Source organism: Euryhalocaulis caribicus (assembly GCF_000412185.1).
Taxonomy (GTDB): domain Bacteria; phylum Pseudomonadota; class Alphaproteobacteria; order Caulobacterales; family Maricaulaceae; genus Euryhalocaulis; species Euryhalocaulis caribicus.
Map to the genome: position 1 here is coordinate 77739 of NZ_ASJA01000010.1, position 15539 is coordinate 93277.

Genomic DNA, 15539 nt, shown 5'->3' on the forward strand with positions numbered 1-15539 from the left:
AGAAGAGAGGAAACCTGTAAATGACAAGGAAGCACAAAAAACGCGACTACGAGATCGGCTATGGCAAGCCGCCAAGGCATTCCCGCTTCAAACCGGGGCAGTCAGGGAACCCGAAAGGCCGTCCGAAGGGGGCGCGCAACGCCGCCACGGTCATCCGTCGTCTGCTTGATACGAACATTGCAGTACGTGAAGGCGGCAAGACGCGCCACGCGCCATTTATGGAAGTCATGTTGCGCAAGATGTCCCACGGGGCGATCAACGGCAGCATGAAAGATCAGGTGCTTTTTCTGAAAACGGTACAGACCTACATGCCGGAAGCGCTGGAAGAGCCCAAGGTGCCGCTGGATGTCCGGGTCCGCTTTGTCGAAGCCAGAAACGGACGTCCTGTAGAGGTTCCGGAAGAGGATCTGGTCACCTACACACAGGAAGAATGGCTGGCCCGGGCCGAAGCGGAAAAGACGACCGGGAAAGGCCAGGCCGATGACAAGGCAGCCGAGACTGCAGGGTCGGCAGAAGCCGACGAGGACGACGACATGTCATTCCTGGACTGAGCCCATCCCTCTCCTTCACTGACGCCGCGATGGCGCCGATGGCGCCAATGGCGCGTGGACTTGCCGCGCCGCCGGAGCGTCAGTGCGCGGAACGCCGGAGTTCACAAAAAGGAGAGGAAGCCATGTTTGTCGAGGACAAGGCGATCGCGGCGCGGCTCATGGCGGACGCGACCGCCCGGCTGGAGGAGGCCGCCGGACGCGCCGCCGACGGCCAGAACCGCAAGCGCGAGACTCAGGATCTTCGCGCCATCGCCGCCGAGACGGCGGACCTGGCGCGCAAGGGCGCGGATCTCGCCAGCGCCGCGCAACTGATCCTGGAGTTCCGGGGCCGTTGAGCCGGAACCCGGCGCGATCAGGCTATGCGCCCTGCCGGCCGGCCTTGGCTGCCGGTTTGCGGCCGAGCCCGAGGCGGCGCGCCATTTCGGAGCGGCGTCTGGAGTATTCCGGCGCCACCAGGGGGAAGTCTTCAGAAAGCCTCCACTTCTGACGATATCCGTCCGGTTCCAGATCGTGCTCGCTGGACAGATGGCGCTTCAGCGCCTTGAACTCCCGGCCGCACTCCAGACAGACAACTGCGCGCGGCTTTACCGCGTCTTTCACCGGGACAGCCGGGACCGGCTCCAGGGCCCCGCCGGCTCCTTCCGCTTCCGCCAGCGCCTCATGCACGCTCCCCAAGAGCGCCGGAAGTGCTGACGCGGGAACCGTGTTCCGGGCCACATAGGCCGAGACGATGCCGGCCGACAGACCGGTCAGGTCATTCATTTCGCGGTCCTTCATGAATCTGCTCCCCCGGATGGTTCAGGTTGTTCGCGACAGACAGGATAGGGGTCCGGCAATGAAAGTCACGGCCCGCCCCGTTCGCGGCCACTCTGCGTGACCAGACGCCAATCCCTGAGCGGATATCATGAAAGAAGCGGATTTTCCGACTGGACTTCCGCGGCCACAGGAGCGTGCATGCGGAGACGGCGGACGGACCGGAATCCGGACCGCCGAAGCCCGGGCGAACGCATCGCCGCGCCGGGCTCTCCGGGGTGCAGGCCCCGGCATGCCGCCGGCGCTTCGAACCGACGGAGAAAATCCATGAGCAAATCTGAAACGAAAAAGAACCGCACCCGCAAGACGCCAGCCAAGGCGACCGGGACGGCAAAGGCGGAGATCGCACCGGCGCAAACCGGAAAGACGCCGCGGCCGGACACCACCCGCGCAAGGCTGCAAGCGCTTCTCCGGTCCGGGGACGGCGCAACTGTTGCGGAGCTCGGCAAGGCCATCGGGTGGCAGGACCACTCGGTCCGGGCGGCGCTGACAGGATTGCGGAAGGACGGCATCGCCGTTGAACGGCTGGCGCCGCGCAAGGACGAGCGCGCCAGCCGCTACCGCATTGCATCTTCTGCCGGGTGAATGTCGCGATGGCCAATCAGGAATCCATCGCAGAGCGACTTGCAGAGCTGGAATCGCTGGACCGCGACCGGCTTTGTGAGCTCTGGTCGCGGGAGATGGACGCGCCGCTGCCGCATCGTCTCAGCCGCACATGGATGATCCGCTTCATTGCGGACGCCCTGGAGGCGAAGGCATACGGGGCTCTCCCGCTGCGCGTTCAGAAACGTCTTGCTGCCGCAGCGAAAATGCACTGTCGGTCCACGCCACGCCTGAAACCCGGCGCGCGGCTTGTGCGCGAGTGGAACGGGATCGTGTATACGGTCGATGTGCGCGAGGCGGGGTTCGAATGGCGCGGAGAGCGCTACCGGTCCCTCTCGGCCGTCGCCCGCGCCATCACCGGCGCCCGATGGTCGGGACCGCGCTTCTTCGGGCTGACCGACCGGAGCGGCAGGGCGTGACCGGGCGGCGCGCCGTTCGCTGCGCGATCTATACCCGCAAGTCGTCCGACGAAGGGCTGGAGCAGGACTTCAACTCCCTGGATGCGCAGCGCGAGGCCTGCGAGGCCTATGTCGCCAGCCAGCGGCACGAGGGCTGGAAGACGCTTGGCGCGCGTTACGATGATGGCGGCCTGTCGGGCGGGACCCTGGAGCGCCCGGGCCTGCAGCGCCTGCTGGATGATGTTGACGCCGGAAAGATCGACATGATCGTCGTCTACAAGATCGACCGGCTGACCCGGTCTCTCGGCGATTTTGCCCGGCTTGTGGAAAAGCTGGATGCCCGGAACTGCTCCTTTGTCTCGGTCACGCAGGCGTTCAACACCTCGACATCGATGGGCCGGCTGACCCTGAACGTGCTGCTTTCTTTCGCCCAGTTCGAGCGCGAGGTCACAGCCGAACGCATCCGTGACAAGATCGCCGCCTCGAAGAAGAAGGGCATATGGATGGGGGGCATGGTTCCGCTCGGCTATGACGCCCGGGAGCGCGCGCTTCATGTCAATGAAAGCGAGGCCGGAACGGTCCGGACAGTCTTTGATCTCTATCTCCGGCACGGGTCCGTCCGCCTCGTGAAGGAGGAAGCTGACCGGCTGGGCCTGGTCAGCAAACATCATGTCTTCGAAAGCGGAAAGACGTTCGGAGGCAAGCCGCTTTCCCGCGGGCGCATCCATCATCTCCTCATGAACCCGGTCTATGCCGGCATGATCCGCCACAACCGCACCAACTGGCCCGGCCGGCACAAGGCCATCATTGACCGCGAAAAGTGGGACCGGGTCCAGGCGATGTTGTCCGGCGGCGCGGCCCGCAAGCGCCGGGTGGGGCGGCGCAACCAGAAGCCTGAAAAGGTCCGGCACGGCTCGCCGCTCGCCGGCACGCTGTTCGACGGGACGGGCGACCGGCTGACGCCCTCCCACGCGCGATCGGCAGGATCACGCTTGCGCTACTATGTCTCCAGCCGCCTTCTCAGGAACGGCGCGAAATCCGACCCGGCCGGCTGGCGGCTGCCGGCGGCGGCCCTCGAGACCCTGGTGGCCAGGGAAGCGGCTGCGGCCCTGGACAGAGCCATCGCAGGACAAAGACTGTTTGCGAGCGGCGAGGACAATCTGGACAGCGGGTTGAAGGAGCGCGCAACCCGGCTTGCGAGCGCTCTGGAGTCCGACCATGACCGGCTCTCTTCATTGCTTGATCGCGTGACGGTGAGCCGCGGCGAGATCGGCATCTCCATTGACCGCGGCGCGCTGGCGGAAACGATCGGAATCGATGAGGCGGGAATTGTGGAAGAGGCGCTGGTGGTTTCCGCGCCCTTCCAGCTGCGCCGCCGCGGGGTCGAAGCGCGTCTCGTCTCGGGCGAGACCGAACCCGAGCCCGATCCGGTGATGCTGAGGATGATTGCGCGCGCCCGCCTCTGGCGTGAGCGCATCCTGGCCGGCGACAGCTTTGATCACATTGCGGAAGAGGAAGGCGTGACGTCGGGATTTATCCGTACCCGGATGCTGCTCGGCTTTCTGTCACCGGACATTACCAAGGCGGTTCTCGAGGGGCGACAGCCAGTCGAGACAACCCTGGAGCGGCTCGTCCGGACCGAACTGCCGCTGGACTGGCGCGAGCAGGAACGCGCTCTGGGCTTTACCCGGTAACAGCGAATTCAGCTTCCCTGTTCCGCTCCCTGGAACTCCCTGCAAGGCTCCTGAAATTTCCCTGTTATAGCTTTTAGGGAATTTGATGCTTAAGCCCCTGAAATAGCAATGGGAATTCCTAGAGCAATGGCCGGAATCGCCCCGATTTAATCAATTTTCCCTGCAGATTCCCTGTTTATCAGGGTAAGGGAACCGATGCGGAAGCCTGACAGAGACCAAGGGCCACAGATTGCAGATTTCAGGCGTAGAGACGCGTCTCCGTCCGATCGGGGTAGAGGTAAGCGCCGGAAATTCCGGCGGAATTTCCGTGAAATCAGAGGACGGGGGTTTTCCAGGTGACTGGATGGCGGAGAGAGAGGGATTCGAACCCTCGGAACGCTTGCGCGCTCAACGGTTTTCGAGACCGCCCCGTTCGACCACTCCGGCACCTCTCCTAATCCAAGCGATCGGGCGCGGAACCTAGCGGCGACTTTTGGCGGTTTCAAGCAGGGCGCTGCGCGTGGTATCGGACGTGTAGCGGCGCTGTATGCGGGGCCTGCAATTCCTGTCCCCTCCAATTGACTCTGTGAGGGCGCGGCGATAGCTAAGCGCCTTCGAGTTTTCGCCGGTGCGTCGTGACGCGCCGGCTTTCGCGTTTCCTCCGCGCTTATGAAGCGGGAAAGGGACGCGGGCCAAGAGAATACGGACGAATTTACGATGTTTGCAGTCATCAAGACCGGCGGAAAACAATACCGTGTGAACGAGAACGACGTGATCGTCGCCGAGCGCCTGGAAGGCGAAGTTGGCGATTCTGTCGATCTGGACGTTCTGATGAGCGGCGACGGCGCCGATGTTAAATCCGGCGGCTCCGTCAACGCCGAGATCATCGAACAGCGCAAGGGCGACAAGATCACGGTGTTCAAGAAGCGCCGCCGCTCCACCTATCGCCGCACCAAGGGCCATCGTCAGTTCGAGACGGTCCTGCGCGTGATCGGCATTGGCGGCTCCAAGGCCAAGGCCAAGCCGGCCGCCAAGAAGGACGAAGAAAAGCCCGCCGCCAAGGACGCGCCGAAAAAGGCTGCGCCCAAGAAGGAAGCCGCACCCAAGAAGGACGAGGCCAAGAAGGCTGACGCGCCGGCGAAGAAAACCGCTGCGAAAAAGGGCGTCACCGGCAAAGCTGACGATCTGACCAAGCTGAACGGCGTTGGCCCGGCCTACGCCAAGAAGCTGAACGCGGCCGGCGTCACGACCTTTGAACAGGTCGCGGCCTGGAAAAAGGCGGACATCGAGAAGCTGGACGAGCAAATCAGCGGTCTGCAGGCGAAAGCCGAAAACGAAGGCTGGGTTGCCCAGGCCAAAGACCTGGCGAAGGAGAACTAGAGATGGCGCATAAAAAAGCTGGCGGTTCATCGCGCAACGGCCGCGACTCAGCAGGCCGCCGCCTCGGCGTGAAAAAATCCGGCGGTCAGTCCGTGATCCCTGGCAACATCATCATTCGCCAGCGCGGCACGAAATATCGTCCGGGCGAGAATGTCGGCATCGGCAAGGATCACACGATCTTCGCCAAGATCGCCGGTGTTGTGACCTTCGGGCGCGGCAAGAACGACCGTCCGACCGTGTCGGTCATGCCTGCCGAAACCGAATAGGCGAACTGCGGAAAATTCTCGGTTTGCCTCAATGAAGGCGAACCGTAACGCGAGAAGCGAGGGGAGACGGGCCGCCTGTCTCCCCTTTTTCTTTGCCCCTCCGCCAAGGAACGCCGAAACCATGAGTCCCGTGATCACGACCGAGCAGCTGTCCCTGCGGCCCTTCCGGATCGAGGATGCGCAGCGAGTCTCGAAACATGCCGGACGCCCCGCGATCGCGCGCATGGTGCAGAACGTCCCCTGCCCCTATCCGCAGCTTGCCGTGGAAGGCTGGATCATGCTGCACGACTCCCTGCGCCGCCGCCGCCAGGCATTTCCGTTTGCCGTGGCGACCGATGATGACGGACTTGTGGGCGCGGCGGGGCTTCACCGCACGCGCGGGGGCTGGATTCTCGGTTACTGGATTGGCGAGCCCTGGCAGGGCCGCGGCTATGCCAGCGAAGCGGCGGGCGCGCTCCGTGACTTTGCCGCCGGCCAACTGAACCTGCCCGTCATCAGCGCGGAGTGGTTCGAGGACAACCCGGCCTCGGGACGCGTTCTCGAAAAAGCGGGTTTCACGCCGACCGGAAAAACCGCCGAACGCTTCAGCCTCGGCCGCCGCGCCCGCGCGCGTTCGGTCGAAATGGAGTGGCGCTCCGGCGCGGCTCACTGATAGAACCGGAACCGACATGAAATTTCTCGATCAGGCCAAGATCTATATCCGTTCCGGCGATGGCGGCGCGGGCAGTGTTTCGTTCCGGCGGGAGAAGTATGTTGAATTCGGCGGGCCGAACGGCGGCGATGGCGGCCGGGGCGGCGATGTCTGGGCCGAAGCGGTGGAGAACCTCAACACGCTGATCGACTATCGCTACCAGCAGCACTTCAAGGCCAAAAAGGGCGAGCACGGCATGGGCAAGGACCGCACCGGCGCCGATGGCGAGGACGTGGTCATCAAGCTGCCCGTGGGGACCGAGATCCTGGAAATGGACCGGGAAACCGTCATCGCGGACCTGACCGAACCGGGCCAGCGCGTGCTGCTGGCCGAGGGCGGCAATGGCGGCTGGGGCAATGCGCGCTTCAAGAGCTCCATCAATCAGGCGCCGCGCCGCGCCAATCCTGGCGCGGCGGGCGAGGAGCGCTGGATCTGGCTGCGCCTGAAACTGATCGCGGACGCCGGGCTGGTCGGCCTGCCCAACGCGGGCAAGTCCACCTTCCTGGCGGCGGTCAGCGCGGCCAAGCCCAAGATCGCCGATTATCCGTTCACCACACTGCACCCCAATCTGGGCGTCGTGGAATACGCCCAGAAGGCGCGTTTCATTCTGGCCGATATTCCCGGCCTGATCGAAGGCGCGCATGAGGGCGCGGGCATTGGCGACCGTTTTCTCGGCCATGTGGAGCGTTGCGAGACCCTGATCCATCTGGTCGACGCCACGGGCGAGGACCCGGCCGGGGCCTGGCGGACCGTGCGTCACGAGATCGAGGAATATGGCGGCGGCCTCGCCGGCAAGCCGGAGATTCTCGCCCTCAACAAGATCGACGCGCTGGACGCGGAATCCATCGAGGAGGCGTCTGCGGCCCTGGAGGCCGTGGCCGGCGTAAAACCCAGGCTCGTCTCCGGCGTCTCCGGCGAGGGGGTGACGGAGCTGCTTCAGGACGCGGCCCGCCTGATCGAAAACCGCCGGGACGAGGCGCGTAAAGCGGCCGAGGAACCCGAGCCTTGGACTCCTTAAGCCATCGCCTGCGCCGTCCCAGCATCGCCCCGATGACGCACGGCGCGCCCGGCGGGCCTCCGCTGCGCAGCGAACTGCTCTATCCCGGCATGTCGGTGGGACTGTTCGGCGGGTCGTTCAACCCCGCCCATGCCGGGCATCTCCATGTTGCGCGCACCGCCATGCGGCGGCTGCAACTGGACCGGGTCTGGTTTCTGGTCAGCCCACAAAATCCCTTGAAAGACGCTTCCGAGACCGATCGCTACTGGCGGCGCGCCGCCGGCGTCTGGGCGCTGGGCGACTATCCCCGCATGACGGTCAGCGATGTGGAGCGCCGTCTGGGCGCGGCCTATTCCATGGAAACCGTGCTGGCCCTGAGCCGCCGCTGGCCGGAGGTGAATTTCGTGTGGTTGATGGGCTCCGACAATCTCGCCGGGTTCCACAGATGGCGCGGCTGGCAAACCATCATGGAAACGCTTCCCGTGGCGGTCATCGCGCGCCGCGGAACCGCGACCGGCGCCCGGCTGGGCCGCGCCGCGCGGCAATACGCCAATCACCGCGTCCCGGAACAGGGGGCAAAAAATCTGGCCCTTATGCGGGCGCCGGCATGGACATATCTGACCGCGCCCTTACATCCCCAATCCTCCAGCGCGATACGGGCCGAGGCCCGTTCTTGAGAACCGGGCCGAAAAAGGACCCCGCACCATGACCGACGCAGCCTCGTCGCCGGATCAGGCGGGGGATGACCTCGCCTTCTTCATCGACCTTGAGCCGCAGGATTCCGACATGATGGCCGAGGTCGTGGAAGGCCTGTCCGCCACGCCCAAGGGGCTTTCGCCGAAATATTTCTACGACCAGCGCGGATCGGAACTGTTCGACCGCATCACCATGGTCCCGGAATATTATGTCGGCCGCACGGAGATCGCCCTGTTACGCCAGATCGGAGCGGAACTGGCCGCCGATATCGGCCCTGACGCCACCGTCATTGAATATGGCTCCGGCGCCAGCGTGAAGATCCGCACGCTTCTGGACGCGCTGGAAAAGCCGCACCTCTATGCCGGCGTCGATATTTCCAGGACTTTCCTGCTGGAATCCTGCCGCGCGCTGAAGGCCGACTATCCCGACCTTCCCATCGGCGCAATCTGCGCCGATTTCACGCGCCCGTTCGAGATTCCGGCCGAGCTGTTTGGCGATCACTGGCGGCTGGCCTTTTTCCCCGGTTCCACCATCGGCAATTTCACGCCGGATCAGGCCGTCGACGTTCTGAAAGCGATCCGCAGCGAATTGCGCCCGGACGACAGCCTGCTGATCGGCGTCGATCTGAAAAAGGACCGCGACGTGCTGGAGCGCGCCTATGACGACTCGCAGGGCGTCACCGCCGCCTTCAACCTGAATGTGCTGCACGTCATCAATCGCGTGTTGCAGGCCGATATTCCGGTCGAGAATTTCAGCCACCGCGCGGTCTATAATGAAGAGAAGGGCCGGGTGGAAATGCACCTGGTCGCGGAGGAGGCGGTCAGCTTTACGATTGGCGGGCATGATTTCTCGCTGGAGAAGGGCGAGACGATCCACACCGAGAACTCCCACAAATACAGCGAGGAAGAATTCAACGCCCTCGCCGCCCGGGCCGGATTCAAGCCGCACCGGATATGGATTGACGATAACCGCCTGTTCAGCGTCCGCCTGATGCGGGCTGTCTGACGCGCATGGCAAGAATCGGGCGTCCGTGTTAGAAAGCGGATGCTTTTTGGGTTGAACTGAAAAAGGATTAGACGCCCTGAACACCGAAGCGGAAAGACAGTCTGCACAGGCCGGCGATACGCCGGACCAGGCTGGCGCCCTTGAACGGGCCGAGGGTCTCGCCGAATTGATCCTCAACAAGCTCGACGACGACAAGGCGCAGGACGTCGTCGCCATTGACCTCACCGGAAAATCCAGCGTGACCGATTTCATGATCGTGGCGAGCGGCCGTTCGCAGCGGCACGTCAACGCGCTGGCCGATCACGTGACCCGCTCCCTCAAGGAGAGCGGCTACGGGAACGCGCGCGTGGAGGGCATGCCCGCCTGTGACTGGGTGCTGATCGATGCGGGCGACGTGATCGTTCACATCTTCCGGCCCGAAGTGCGCGAATTCTACAATCTGGAAAAGCTCTGGAACGTCACCAGCCCGGCCGACGCGGCAAACTAGGCTGACAAGGCCCCATGCGACTGGACCTGATCGCCATCGGCCGGCTGCGCGGATCGCCCGAACGCGCGCTCATAGACGACTATCTGAAACGCGCTGAGGGCCTTGGCCGCGGTCAGGGCCTCGCCCCGCTGGACGAGCGGGAAATCGAGCTGAAGGGCCGCGTTAGCGCGGCCAACGAAACCGCAGCGCTGGCGCGCGCGGCGGAGGCAAGCGACCGCATCTGCCTTCTGGATGAACGCGGCGAGCAGATGGGTTCGCGCGATTTTGCGAAAATGCTGGCGGACTGGCGGGATCAGGGCGCGTCCGGAGCAGCCTTCCTGATCGGCGGCGCGGATGGATTTGACGCAGGCGCCGCCCCGAAAGCCCATAAACGCATCGCATTTGGAAAGCTGACCTGGCCGCACCGTCTGGCGCGCGTCATGCTGGCCGAGCAGATTTACCGGGCCATGACAATTCTGGCCGGCTCCCCCTATCATCGCGACTAGATGCTGACCGCCCTCCTCTTCCTTCTGGCGCAGACCGCCGCCGAGCCGCCGGACCCGGACCGGCTGGAGCAGGTTCGCGAGGAACAGGCCGAGGCCGAGAAGCGCGCAGAACAGCTGCGCGAGGAAGCCGAGGCGGCGGCCTCCGAGATCGAGGATCTGGAATCCGATCTGATCGCCTTGGCCGACGAAATCGCCGCCGCCGAGAAGCGCGCGAACGATCTGACCGGCCGCCTGTCGCGCCTGTCGGTGGAAGAGGCCGTGCTGACCGACGCGCTGAAAGAGGACCGCGCCACCTTGATGCGGGTCATGGCGGCCCTGCAGCGGGCGGAGATGCAGCGGCCGCCACCGCTGGCCGTCTCTCCTGACGACGCCTCTGACGCCGCCCGCTCCGCCGCCCTTCTGGCCGCTGTCGCCCCGCAGCTGGAGGAACGCGCCGCCGAACTTCGAAACCGCATCGATTCGCTGGCCGAGATCCGCGCACAGATTGGCGAGGACCAGACGGCGCTGGCCGAGGAAGAGGCCGAGCTGGAAAGCCGCCAGACCGAAATCGCCGGCCTTGTCGACGAACGCCAGGACCGCCGGGCGCAGCTGGACGAGACCGCCCAGGCCGAGGCTAAGGAGGCTGCGCGGCTGGCGGAGGAAGCGGAATCTCTGGAAAACCTGATCGCCGAGTTCATCAAGCGCCAGGAAGAGGAGCGCCGCCGCGCCGAGGCGGCAGCCGCCGCCGCCGCCGCGGCTCAGGCCGAAGCGGAGGCGGAAGCCGAGGCAGAGGCCGGGCGTCAGGTCGCATCCCGCGAAAATTCAGGTCCCGCGGTCAGCTTCGCGGCCGCCCGCGGCGCGCTGCGACCGCCCGCACAGGGTCAGGTTATCGTCGGTTATGGCGAGGATGACCGCATCGGCGAATCCTCGGGCCTCAAGATCGTGACCCGCGCCCAGGCGCAGGTCGTGTCCCCGTTTGACGCAAAGGTGGAATTCGCCGGCCCGTTTCAGGGCTACGGAGAATTATTGATCTTAAGCGTCGGCGACGGTTACCATATCGTGCTTTCCGGCCTCGCGCGCCTATATACCGTGTCAGGACAAAGCGTTCTGGCGGGCGAGCCGGTGGGCCAGATGCCGGATCGCGCTGATCCGGCGCCGGAATTGTATTATGAAATCCGGAAAGACGGCGCGCCCATTGACCCGGCCCCATGGATGAGGCCGGGTTCCAGGTCCGGTTAGAACGGGCTGCGGGGATAAAGAAGGTGAGGAAGACAATGCGGAAATGGTTTTTGGCTCCTGTGCTGGTCGCGGCGGCGGCCGCTGGCGCCCTCGCCTTCTCGGCCGAGGAAAGCGACAAGTCCGAAACATTCCGGCAGCTTGAGCTGTTTGGCGACATCCTGGCCCGCGTCCAGAGCGACTATGTCACCGAGACCGACGATCCGGAGCTGATCGAGAACGCTATCAACGGCATGCTGCGGTCGCTGGACCCCCATTCCAGCTACATGCCGCCCGACGCCTTCCGCGACATGCAGGTACAGACCAGCGGCGAGTATGGCGGCCTCGGCATCGAGGTCACGCTGGAAAGCGGCGTGGTGAAGGTCGTCGCCCCGTTTGACGACACCCCCGCGTCCCGCGCCGGGGTCGAGCCCGGCGATTACCTGACCGCCATTGATGGCGAGAGCATCGTCGGCACGACGCTGGACGAGGCTGTCGAGCAGATGCGCGGACAGGTGGGCGAACCCATCACCATCACCATCGCGCGCGAGAATGAAGACCCGTTCGACGTCGAACTGGTGCGCGAAACGATCGAAGTGAAACCGATTGCATGGCGCGTGGAAGACGGCTTCGGCGTTATCCGCGTTTCCACCTTCAACGAGAAAACCACGGACTCCCTGGCCGCCGCGGTGAAATCTCTGCAGGCCGAGCTTGGCCCCAACCTGCCGGGCCTGGTCCTGGACCTGCGCAGCAATCCCGGCGGTTTGCTGGATGAGGCCGTGGGCGTTTCCGGCGTGTTCCTGAATGGCGGCGAAGTGGTTTCCACGCGCGGCCGCGACCCGCGCGACACGGAACGCTATAACGCCGATGGCGGGGACATGACCGATGGCTCGCCGATTGTCGTGCTGATCGACTCCGGCACCGCCTCCGCCGCGGAAATCGTGGCCGGCGCGCTGCAGGATCGCGAACGCGCGACCGTTGCGGGCATGACCTCCTTCGGCAAAGGCTCCGTCCAGACCGTGATCCCGCTGCGCGGCGGGCGCGACGGCGCCATCCGCCTGACGACCCAGCGTTATTACACGCCGTCGGGCCGTTCCATTCAGGCCACCGGCATCGTGCCCGATCATGAGATCGCCAACGAGATCCTTGACGAATCCGCCCTCAAGCGGCTGCGCGAATCCGATCTTCCCAACGCCCTCAAGGCGGAGCTGGAATCGATGGCCGAGAACGAGGAAATCGAGCACGATATCGAGGAGCCGCCGGCCGATTACGAAGGCGAGGACTTCCAGCTTCAGCGCGGTCTGGAGATTCTGGCCGAGCTGAACGCCAGCCGGAAAACCGCCGCGGTCGCGCAATAATTCGCAAACGGATCAGTTCTGACGCGGTCTCTGCGCCGCGTTAGACTAATCTTTACCCTGTTATGGTTAATGCTGCTGGCGCGGCGCTGTATACCGGCGTCTGCGCCAGTAGCGATCTAGGAACCATGTCCGCGGCAATGCGATCCTCTTCATCCGTGAACCCTCATTTGCTGGGCGCCCTGGGCCTGACCCTGGCGACGGCCGCGGTGCTGGCCGCGATCCTGCTGTTTGGCGATCCCGATGGCGGCCGCCCGGCCGTACAGGTCAGCGTGCCGCCCGCCCCGGAAATCGATGTCGCCGAGAACACGCCCGTCGCGCCCCTGCGCGGCGATCAGGTCTCTCTGGACGATCCGTCACTGGATCAACTGGCGCCGCCGCCTGAGAATGCCTCTGACGTCTCGCTGGACGGTCTGGACCCGATTGATCCTGACGCCCCCGTCCGCACGCGCGCCGAACTGGCCGCCGCGCAGAAAGCCAACAGCAATGCTCTGCCCAACGCCCCGGTCGCCGGTCTGACGGAACCCGGCCCCGGCGGCCCGCTTCCGGTTATCGGCCCCAATGGCCAGAGCCCGGCTGACGCCTATAAGCGCCCGTTCGAAAATAACGGCAAGCCGGCGATCGCCCTGGTCGTCGGCGGTCTTGGCATGTCGGAGCAACGCACCCGCACCGCCATTGAAACTCTGCCCGCCGAAATCACGCTGGGCTTCGTTCCCTATGCGGAAAATCTCCAGAACTGGATCGATCTGGCGCGCGAGAACGGTCACGAAGTGATCCTCGAACTGCCCATGGAGCCGTTCGACTATCCGCAGAACGATCCCGGCCCCCACACCCTGCTGACAGAGGCCGATTCCGGCGAGAATATCCGCCGTCTGGAATGGCTGCTCTCCCGCACCACGGGCTATTTCGGCGTTACCAATTATCTCGGCGCGAAATTCACCGCCTCGGAAAGCGCCATGCGCCCGGTCTGGGATGCGCTGGCCGATCGCGGGCTGGTTCTTGTGCATGACGGCGCGCAGTCGCGCTCGCCGCTGGGCCGCGCCGCCGAGCAATCGAATCTGGACTGGGCGGCCGCTGACCGCATCGTGGATTCGCCGCCCGCCCCCGATCAGATCGACAAGCAGTTCCTGCAACTCGAGGCGCTGGCCCTGCAGAACGGTTCGGCGCTGGGCATGGGCTTCGCCTATCCGGTGACCATTGATCAGGCGAAAGCCTGGTCGGAGGGTCTGGAGGCCAAGGGCTACGCCCTGGCCCCGGCTTCGGCCATTCTGGAAATGCGGGCCAACTCTTCCTGATGCAGCCGCCTGAAGGCTACCGCCCCAATGTCGGCATTGCCCTGTTCCATCCGGACGGGCGCGTTTTTATCGCGCGCCGCGCGGGCGAGCGCGGCGATTATTGCTGGCAGATGCCTCAGGGCGGCGTCGACAGGGGCGAAGACCCCGCGCTGGCGGCAGAAAGGGAGCTGCGCGAGGAAACGGGCGTCGCGCCCTCCCTCATCACGCCGCTGGGCCGCACGGAAAACTGGCTGACCTATGATTTTCCGGCGGAGATCCGCGACCTGCCCAAATTCGCGCGCCATAAAGGCCAGGCCCAGCTCTGGTTCGCCTACCGCTTCAACGGCGCTGACAGCGACATCGACCTGGAAGTCCACGATCCCGAATTCGACGCCTGGGAATGGGCGGCGCTGGCTTCGACCCCGCAACTGGTCATTCCGTGGAAGCGGAAAGTCTATGAAGCCGTTGCGGAGACCTTCGCGCCGTTCGCGGGCTGAGTTTCAGGCCGCGGCGCGCCGCGGCCCCCATTGATCCATTTCAGCCCGTCCGGCCAGACCCGCGCCGCAATCTCGACAATCGCAAAAGCGCCCGCAAAGGCGATCACCGGGCCAAGCGCGAAGAACACCGGGTATAGCGCCCCGTAATAACCGCCAAACAGCTTCTGCCAGACGAACCAGACGGCGGTGGTCACGATCAGGTGGCTACAGAAGGCAATGAAGACGTAAGGTTCCACGGCGCGCACGCGCGCGCCGGCAGAAGAACGCGACAACCATCCCGCCGCCATCCACGCCGCCGGGGCCGCCGCCAGTCTCAGGACGTCATATCCCGCGGCATGAAGCCCGGCCCAGGCTTCGCCCCGCCCCAGAGCCAGCTGAACCTCGCCCCAGGCCAGCAAGCCGCCGCCCAGTATAAACGCCGTCCAGACCAGCACCGTGAACGCCGGGCCGAACCGCGCCGGCGCATAGCCCTTGCGGCCAAACGCCAGACCCAGCGTGAAGAAGAACAGGATATTCGCCGAAACCAGAAGATCGATGGATACCGGCCCCACCATGACCGCAAACAGTCCGGTCAGCATCAAAGGCGTGGAAAACCGCAACCCCGCCGCCAGCAGCGGACTCAACAGCGCGCAGACAAACACGTCGCGCAGAAAGGCCAGCGGCCCGTTCGCCGGTTCGCCGCTCAGCCCGAACAGCCAGTCAGGCAGACCGCCCAGCCCGAAATCCCGTCCGAAAGTCTGCGCGAAATAGCCCGGCGACACCGCCTCGCCCAGCAACACAAAGCCCAGGAACGCCGCGCTCCATAACGCCATGGGTATCACCAGGCTGCGGATCCGCTTGGCGACCAGCCGGCCATAAGGGGTAACCGCCACGGCCCGCGCGGCCAGAAACCCCGATACGATAGACAGCAGGCCGATACTGGCCCGCCCGGCGGAGTCGGCAATCCACAGCCGGATCCAGTCGAAAGCGCGAACGCCGTGAACCGCCGGCTCGAACGCCGCCGACCCCGGGTTCACGTGCACATAGATCATGAAGAAAATGCACAGCACCCGCGCGACCTTGATCTGGTCGGACAGGGCCGCGCTGACACGCGGCGCGGCGGCCGCCGCGCCCTGCGCTGGCGCATTCTGGAACAAAGAGACGGGCCGGAACCGGTTGAGCGCTTTCATGCAAG

The 15539-nt window shown here is 64.9% G+C and carries 19 protein-coding genes and 1 tRNA gene; 17 read left to right on the plus strand and 3 right to left on the minus strand.

Annotated elements, in window-relative coordinates; all coding sequences use genetic code 11:
* Positions 1-20: 20 nt before the first annotated feature.
* The gene (locus L338_RS16560; protein WP_022698177.1) at positions 21-551 is read left to right on the plus strand and encodes a DUF5681 domain-containing protein; all 531 of its coding nucleotides are present in this window, start codon (positions 21-23) and stop codon (positions 549-551) included.
* 122 nt (positions 552-673) lie between these two features.
* The gene (locus L338_RS09680) at positions 674-886 is read left to right on the plus strand and encodes a hypothetical protein (RefSeq protein ID WP_022698178.1); all 213 of its coding nucleotides are present in this window, start codon (positions 674-676) and stop codon (positions 884-886) included.
* A 22-nt stretch (positions 887-908) separates the two neighbouring features.
* Here L338_RS09680 and L338_RS09685 read toward each other — a convergent pair whose 3' ends face one another.
* Complete coding sequence (locus L338_RS09685; RefSeq protein ID WP_022698179.1) at positions 909-1328, minus strand: Ros/MucR family transcriptional regulator; 420 nt, start codon at positions 1326-1328, stop codon at positions 909-911.
* A gap of 303 nt (positions 1329-1631) precedes the next feature.
* Between L338_RS09685 and L338_RS09690 the strand changes: the two genes are divergently transcribed.
* Genes L338_RS09690 through L338_RS09700 form a run of 3 tightly spaced genes read left to right on the plus strand, consistent with a single transcriptional unit; the run spans position 1632 to position 4059 of the window.
* Positions 1632-1949 carry a DUF3489 domain-containing protein gene (locus L338_RS09690; protein ID WP_022698180.1) on the plus strand — a complete coding sequence of 106 codons (318 nt, stop codon included), beginning with the start codon at positions 1632-1634 and terminating at the stop codon, positions 1947-1949.
* Between the two features lie 8 nt (positions 1950-1957).
* The gene (locus tag L338_RS09695; protein WP_081639574.1) at positions 1958-2386 is read left to right on the plus strand and encodes a DUF2924 domain-containing protein; all 429 of its coding nucleotides are present in this window, start codon (positions 1958-1960) and stop codon (positions 2384-2386) included.
* Entirely contained in the window at positions 2383-4059 is a 1677-nt protein-coding gene (locus L338_RS09700; protein ID WP_022698182.1) for a recombinase family protein, read from the plus strand. The genes L338_RS09695 and L338_RS09700 overlap by 4 nt, the downstream gene beginning before the upstream one ends.
* 344 nt (positions 4060-4403) lie before the next feature.
* Here the strand turns inward: L338_RS09700 and L338_RS09705 are convergent.
* A tRNA-Ser gene (locus L338_RS09705) sits at positions 4404-4493 on the minus strand.
* 262 nt (positions 4494-4755) lie between these two features.
* Between L338_RS09705 and L338_RS09710 the strand changes: the two genes are divergently transcribed.
* The 12 genes from L338_RS09710 to L338_RS09765 all read left to right on the plus strand — a co-directional run bounded on the left by L338_RS09710 (position 4756) and on the right by L338_RS09765 (position 14365).
* The gene (locus tag L338_RS09710; RefSeq protein ID WP_027068433.1) at positions 4756-5418 is read left to right on the plus strand and encodes a 50S ribosomal protein L21; all 663 of its coding nucleotides are present in this window, start codon (positions 4756-4758) and stop codon (positions 5416-5418) included.
* A gap of 2 nt (positions 5419-5420) precedes the next feature.
* Positions 5421-5684: a 50S ribosomal protein L27 gene (rpmA, locus tag L338_RS09715; protein WP_022698184.1), complete on the plus strand. Its 264-nt coding sequence runs from the start codon at positions 5421-5423 to the stop codon at positions 5682-5684.
* A gap of 121 nt (positions 5685-5805) precedes the next feature.
* On the plus strand, positions 5806-6336 hold the full coding sequence (locus L338_RS09720; RefSeq protein WP_022698185.1) for a GNAT family N-acetyltransferase: 531 nt from the start codon (positions 5806-5808) through the stop codon (positions 6334-6336).
* Positions 6337-6352: 16 nt separating this feature from the next.
* Complete coding sequence (obgE, locus tag L338_RS09725; RefSeq protein ID WP_022698186.1) at positions 6353-7393, plus strand: GTPase ObgE; 1041 nt, start codon at positions 6353-6355, stop codon at positions 7391-7393.
* Positions 7381-8049, plus strand: a complete 669-nt coding sequence (locus L338_RS09730) for a nicotinate-nucleotide adenylyltransferase (protein ID WP_241762255.1) — start codon at positions 7381-7383, stop codon at positions 8047-8049. The genes obgE and L338_RS09730 overlap by 13 nt, the downstream gene beginning before the upstream one ends.
* 28 nt (positions 8050-8077) lie before the next feature.
* A complete protein-coding gene (gene egtD / locus L338_RS09735; protein WP_022698188.1) occupies positions 8078-9073 on the plus strand; it encodes an L-histidine N(alpha)-methyltransferase in 996 nt (331 codons plus the stop codon).
* Positions 9074-9149: 76 nt separating this feature from the next.
* A complete protein-coding gene (gene rsfS, locus L338_RS09740) occupies positions 9150-9560 on the plus strand; it encodes a ribosome silencing factor (RefSeq protein ID WP_081639567.1) in 411 nt (136 codons plus the stop codon).
* A 14-nt stretch (positions 9561-9574) separates the two neighbouring features.
* Entirely contained in the window at positions 9575-10045 is a 471-nt protein-coding gene (locus L338_RS09745) for a 23S rRNA (pseudouridine(1915)-N(3))-methyltransferase RlmH (protein ID WP_022698190.1), read from the plus strand.
* Positions 10046-11263, plus strand: coding sequence for a murein hydrolase activator EnvC family protein (locus L338_RS09750; protein WP_022698191.1), 1218 nt, complete (start codon positions 10046-10048; stop codon positions 11261-11263).
* A gap of 59 nt (positions 11264-11322) precedes the next feature.
* Positions 11323-12597, plus strand: a complete 1275-nt coding sequence (locus L338_RS09755) for a S41 family peptidase (protein WP_241762257.1) — start codon at positions 11323-11325, stop codon at positions 12595-12597.
* 137 nt (positions 12598-12734) lie between these two features.
* Entirely contained in the window at positions 12735-13889 is a 1155-nt protein-coding gene (locus L338_RS09760; protein ID WP_161624620.1) for a divergent polysaccharide deacetylase family protein, read from the plus strand.
* Positions 13889-14365, plus strand: coding sequence for an RNA pyrophosphohydrolase (locus L338_RS09765; RefSeq protein WP_022698194.1), 477 nt, complete (start codon positions 13889-13891; stop codon positions 14363-14365). The genes L338_RS09760 and L338_RS09765 overlap by 1 nt, the downstream gene beginning before the upstream one ends.
* On the opposite strand, the gene L338_RS09770 is transcribed toward L338_RS09765, so the two are convergent.
* Positions 14323-15534 carry an acyltransferase family protein gene (locus L338_RS09770; protein WP_161624621.1) on the minus strand — a complete coding sequence of 404 codons (1212 nt, stop codon included), beginning with the start codon at positions 15532-15534 and terminating at the stop codon, positions 14323-14325. The two genes, L338_RS09765 and L338_RS09770, sit on opposite strands and share 43 nt — an antisense overlap.
* Positions 15535-15539: the final 5 nt, after the last annotated feature.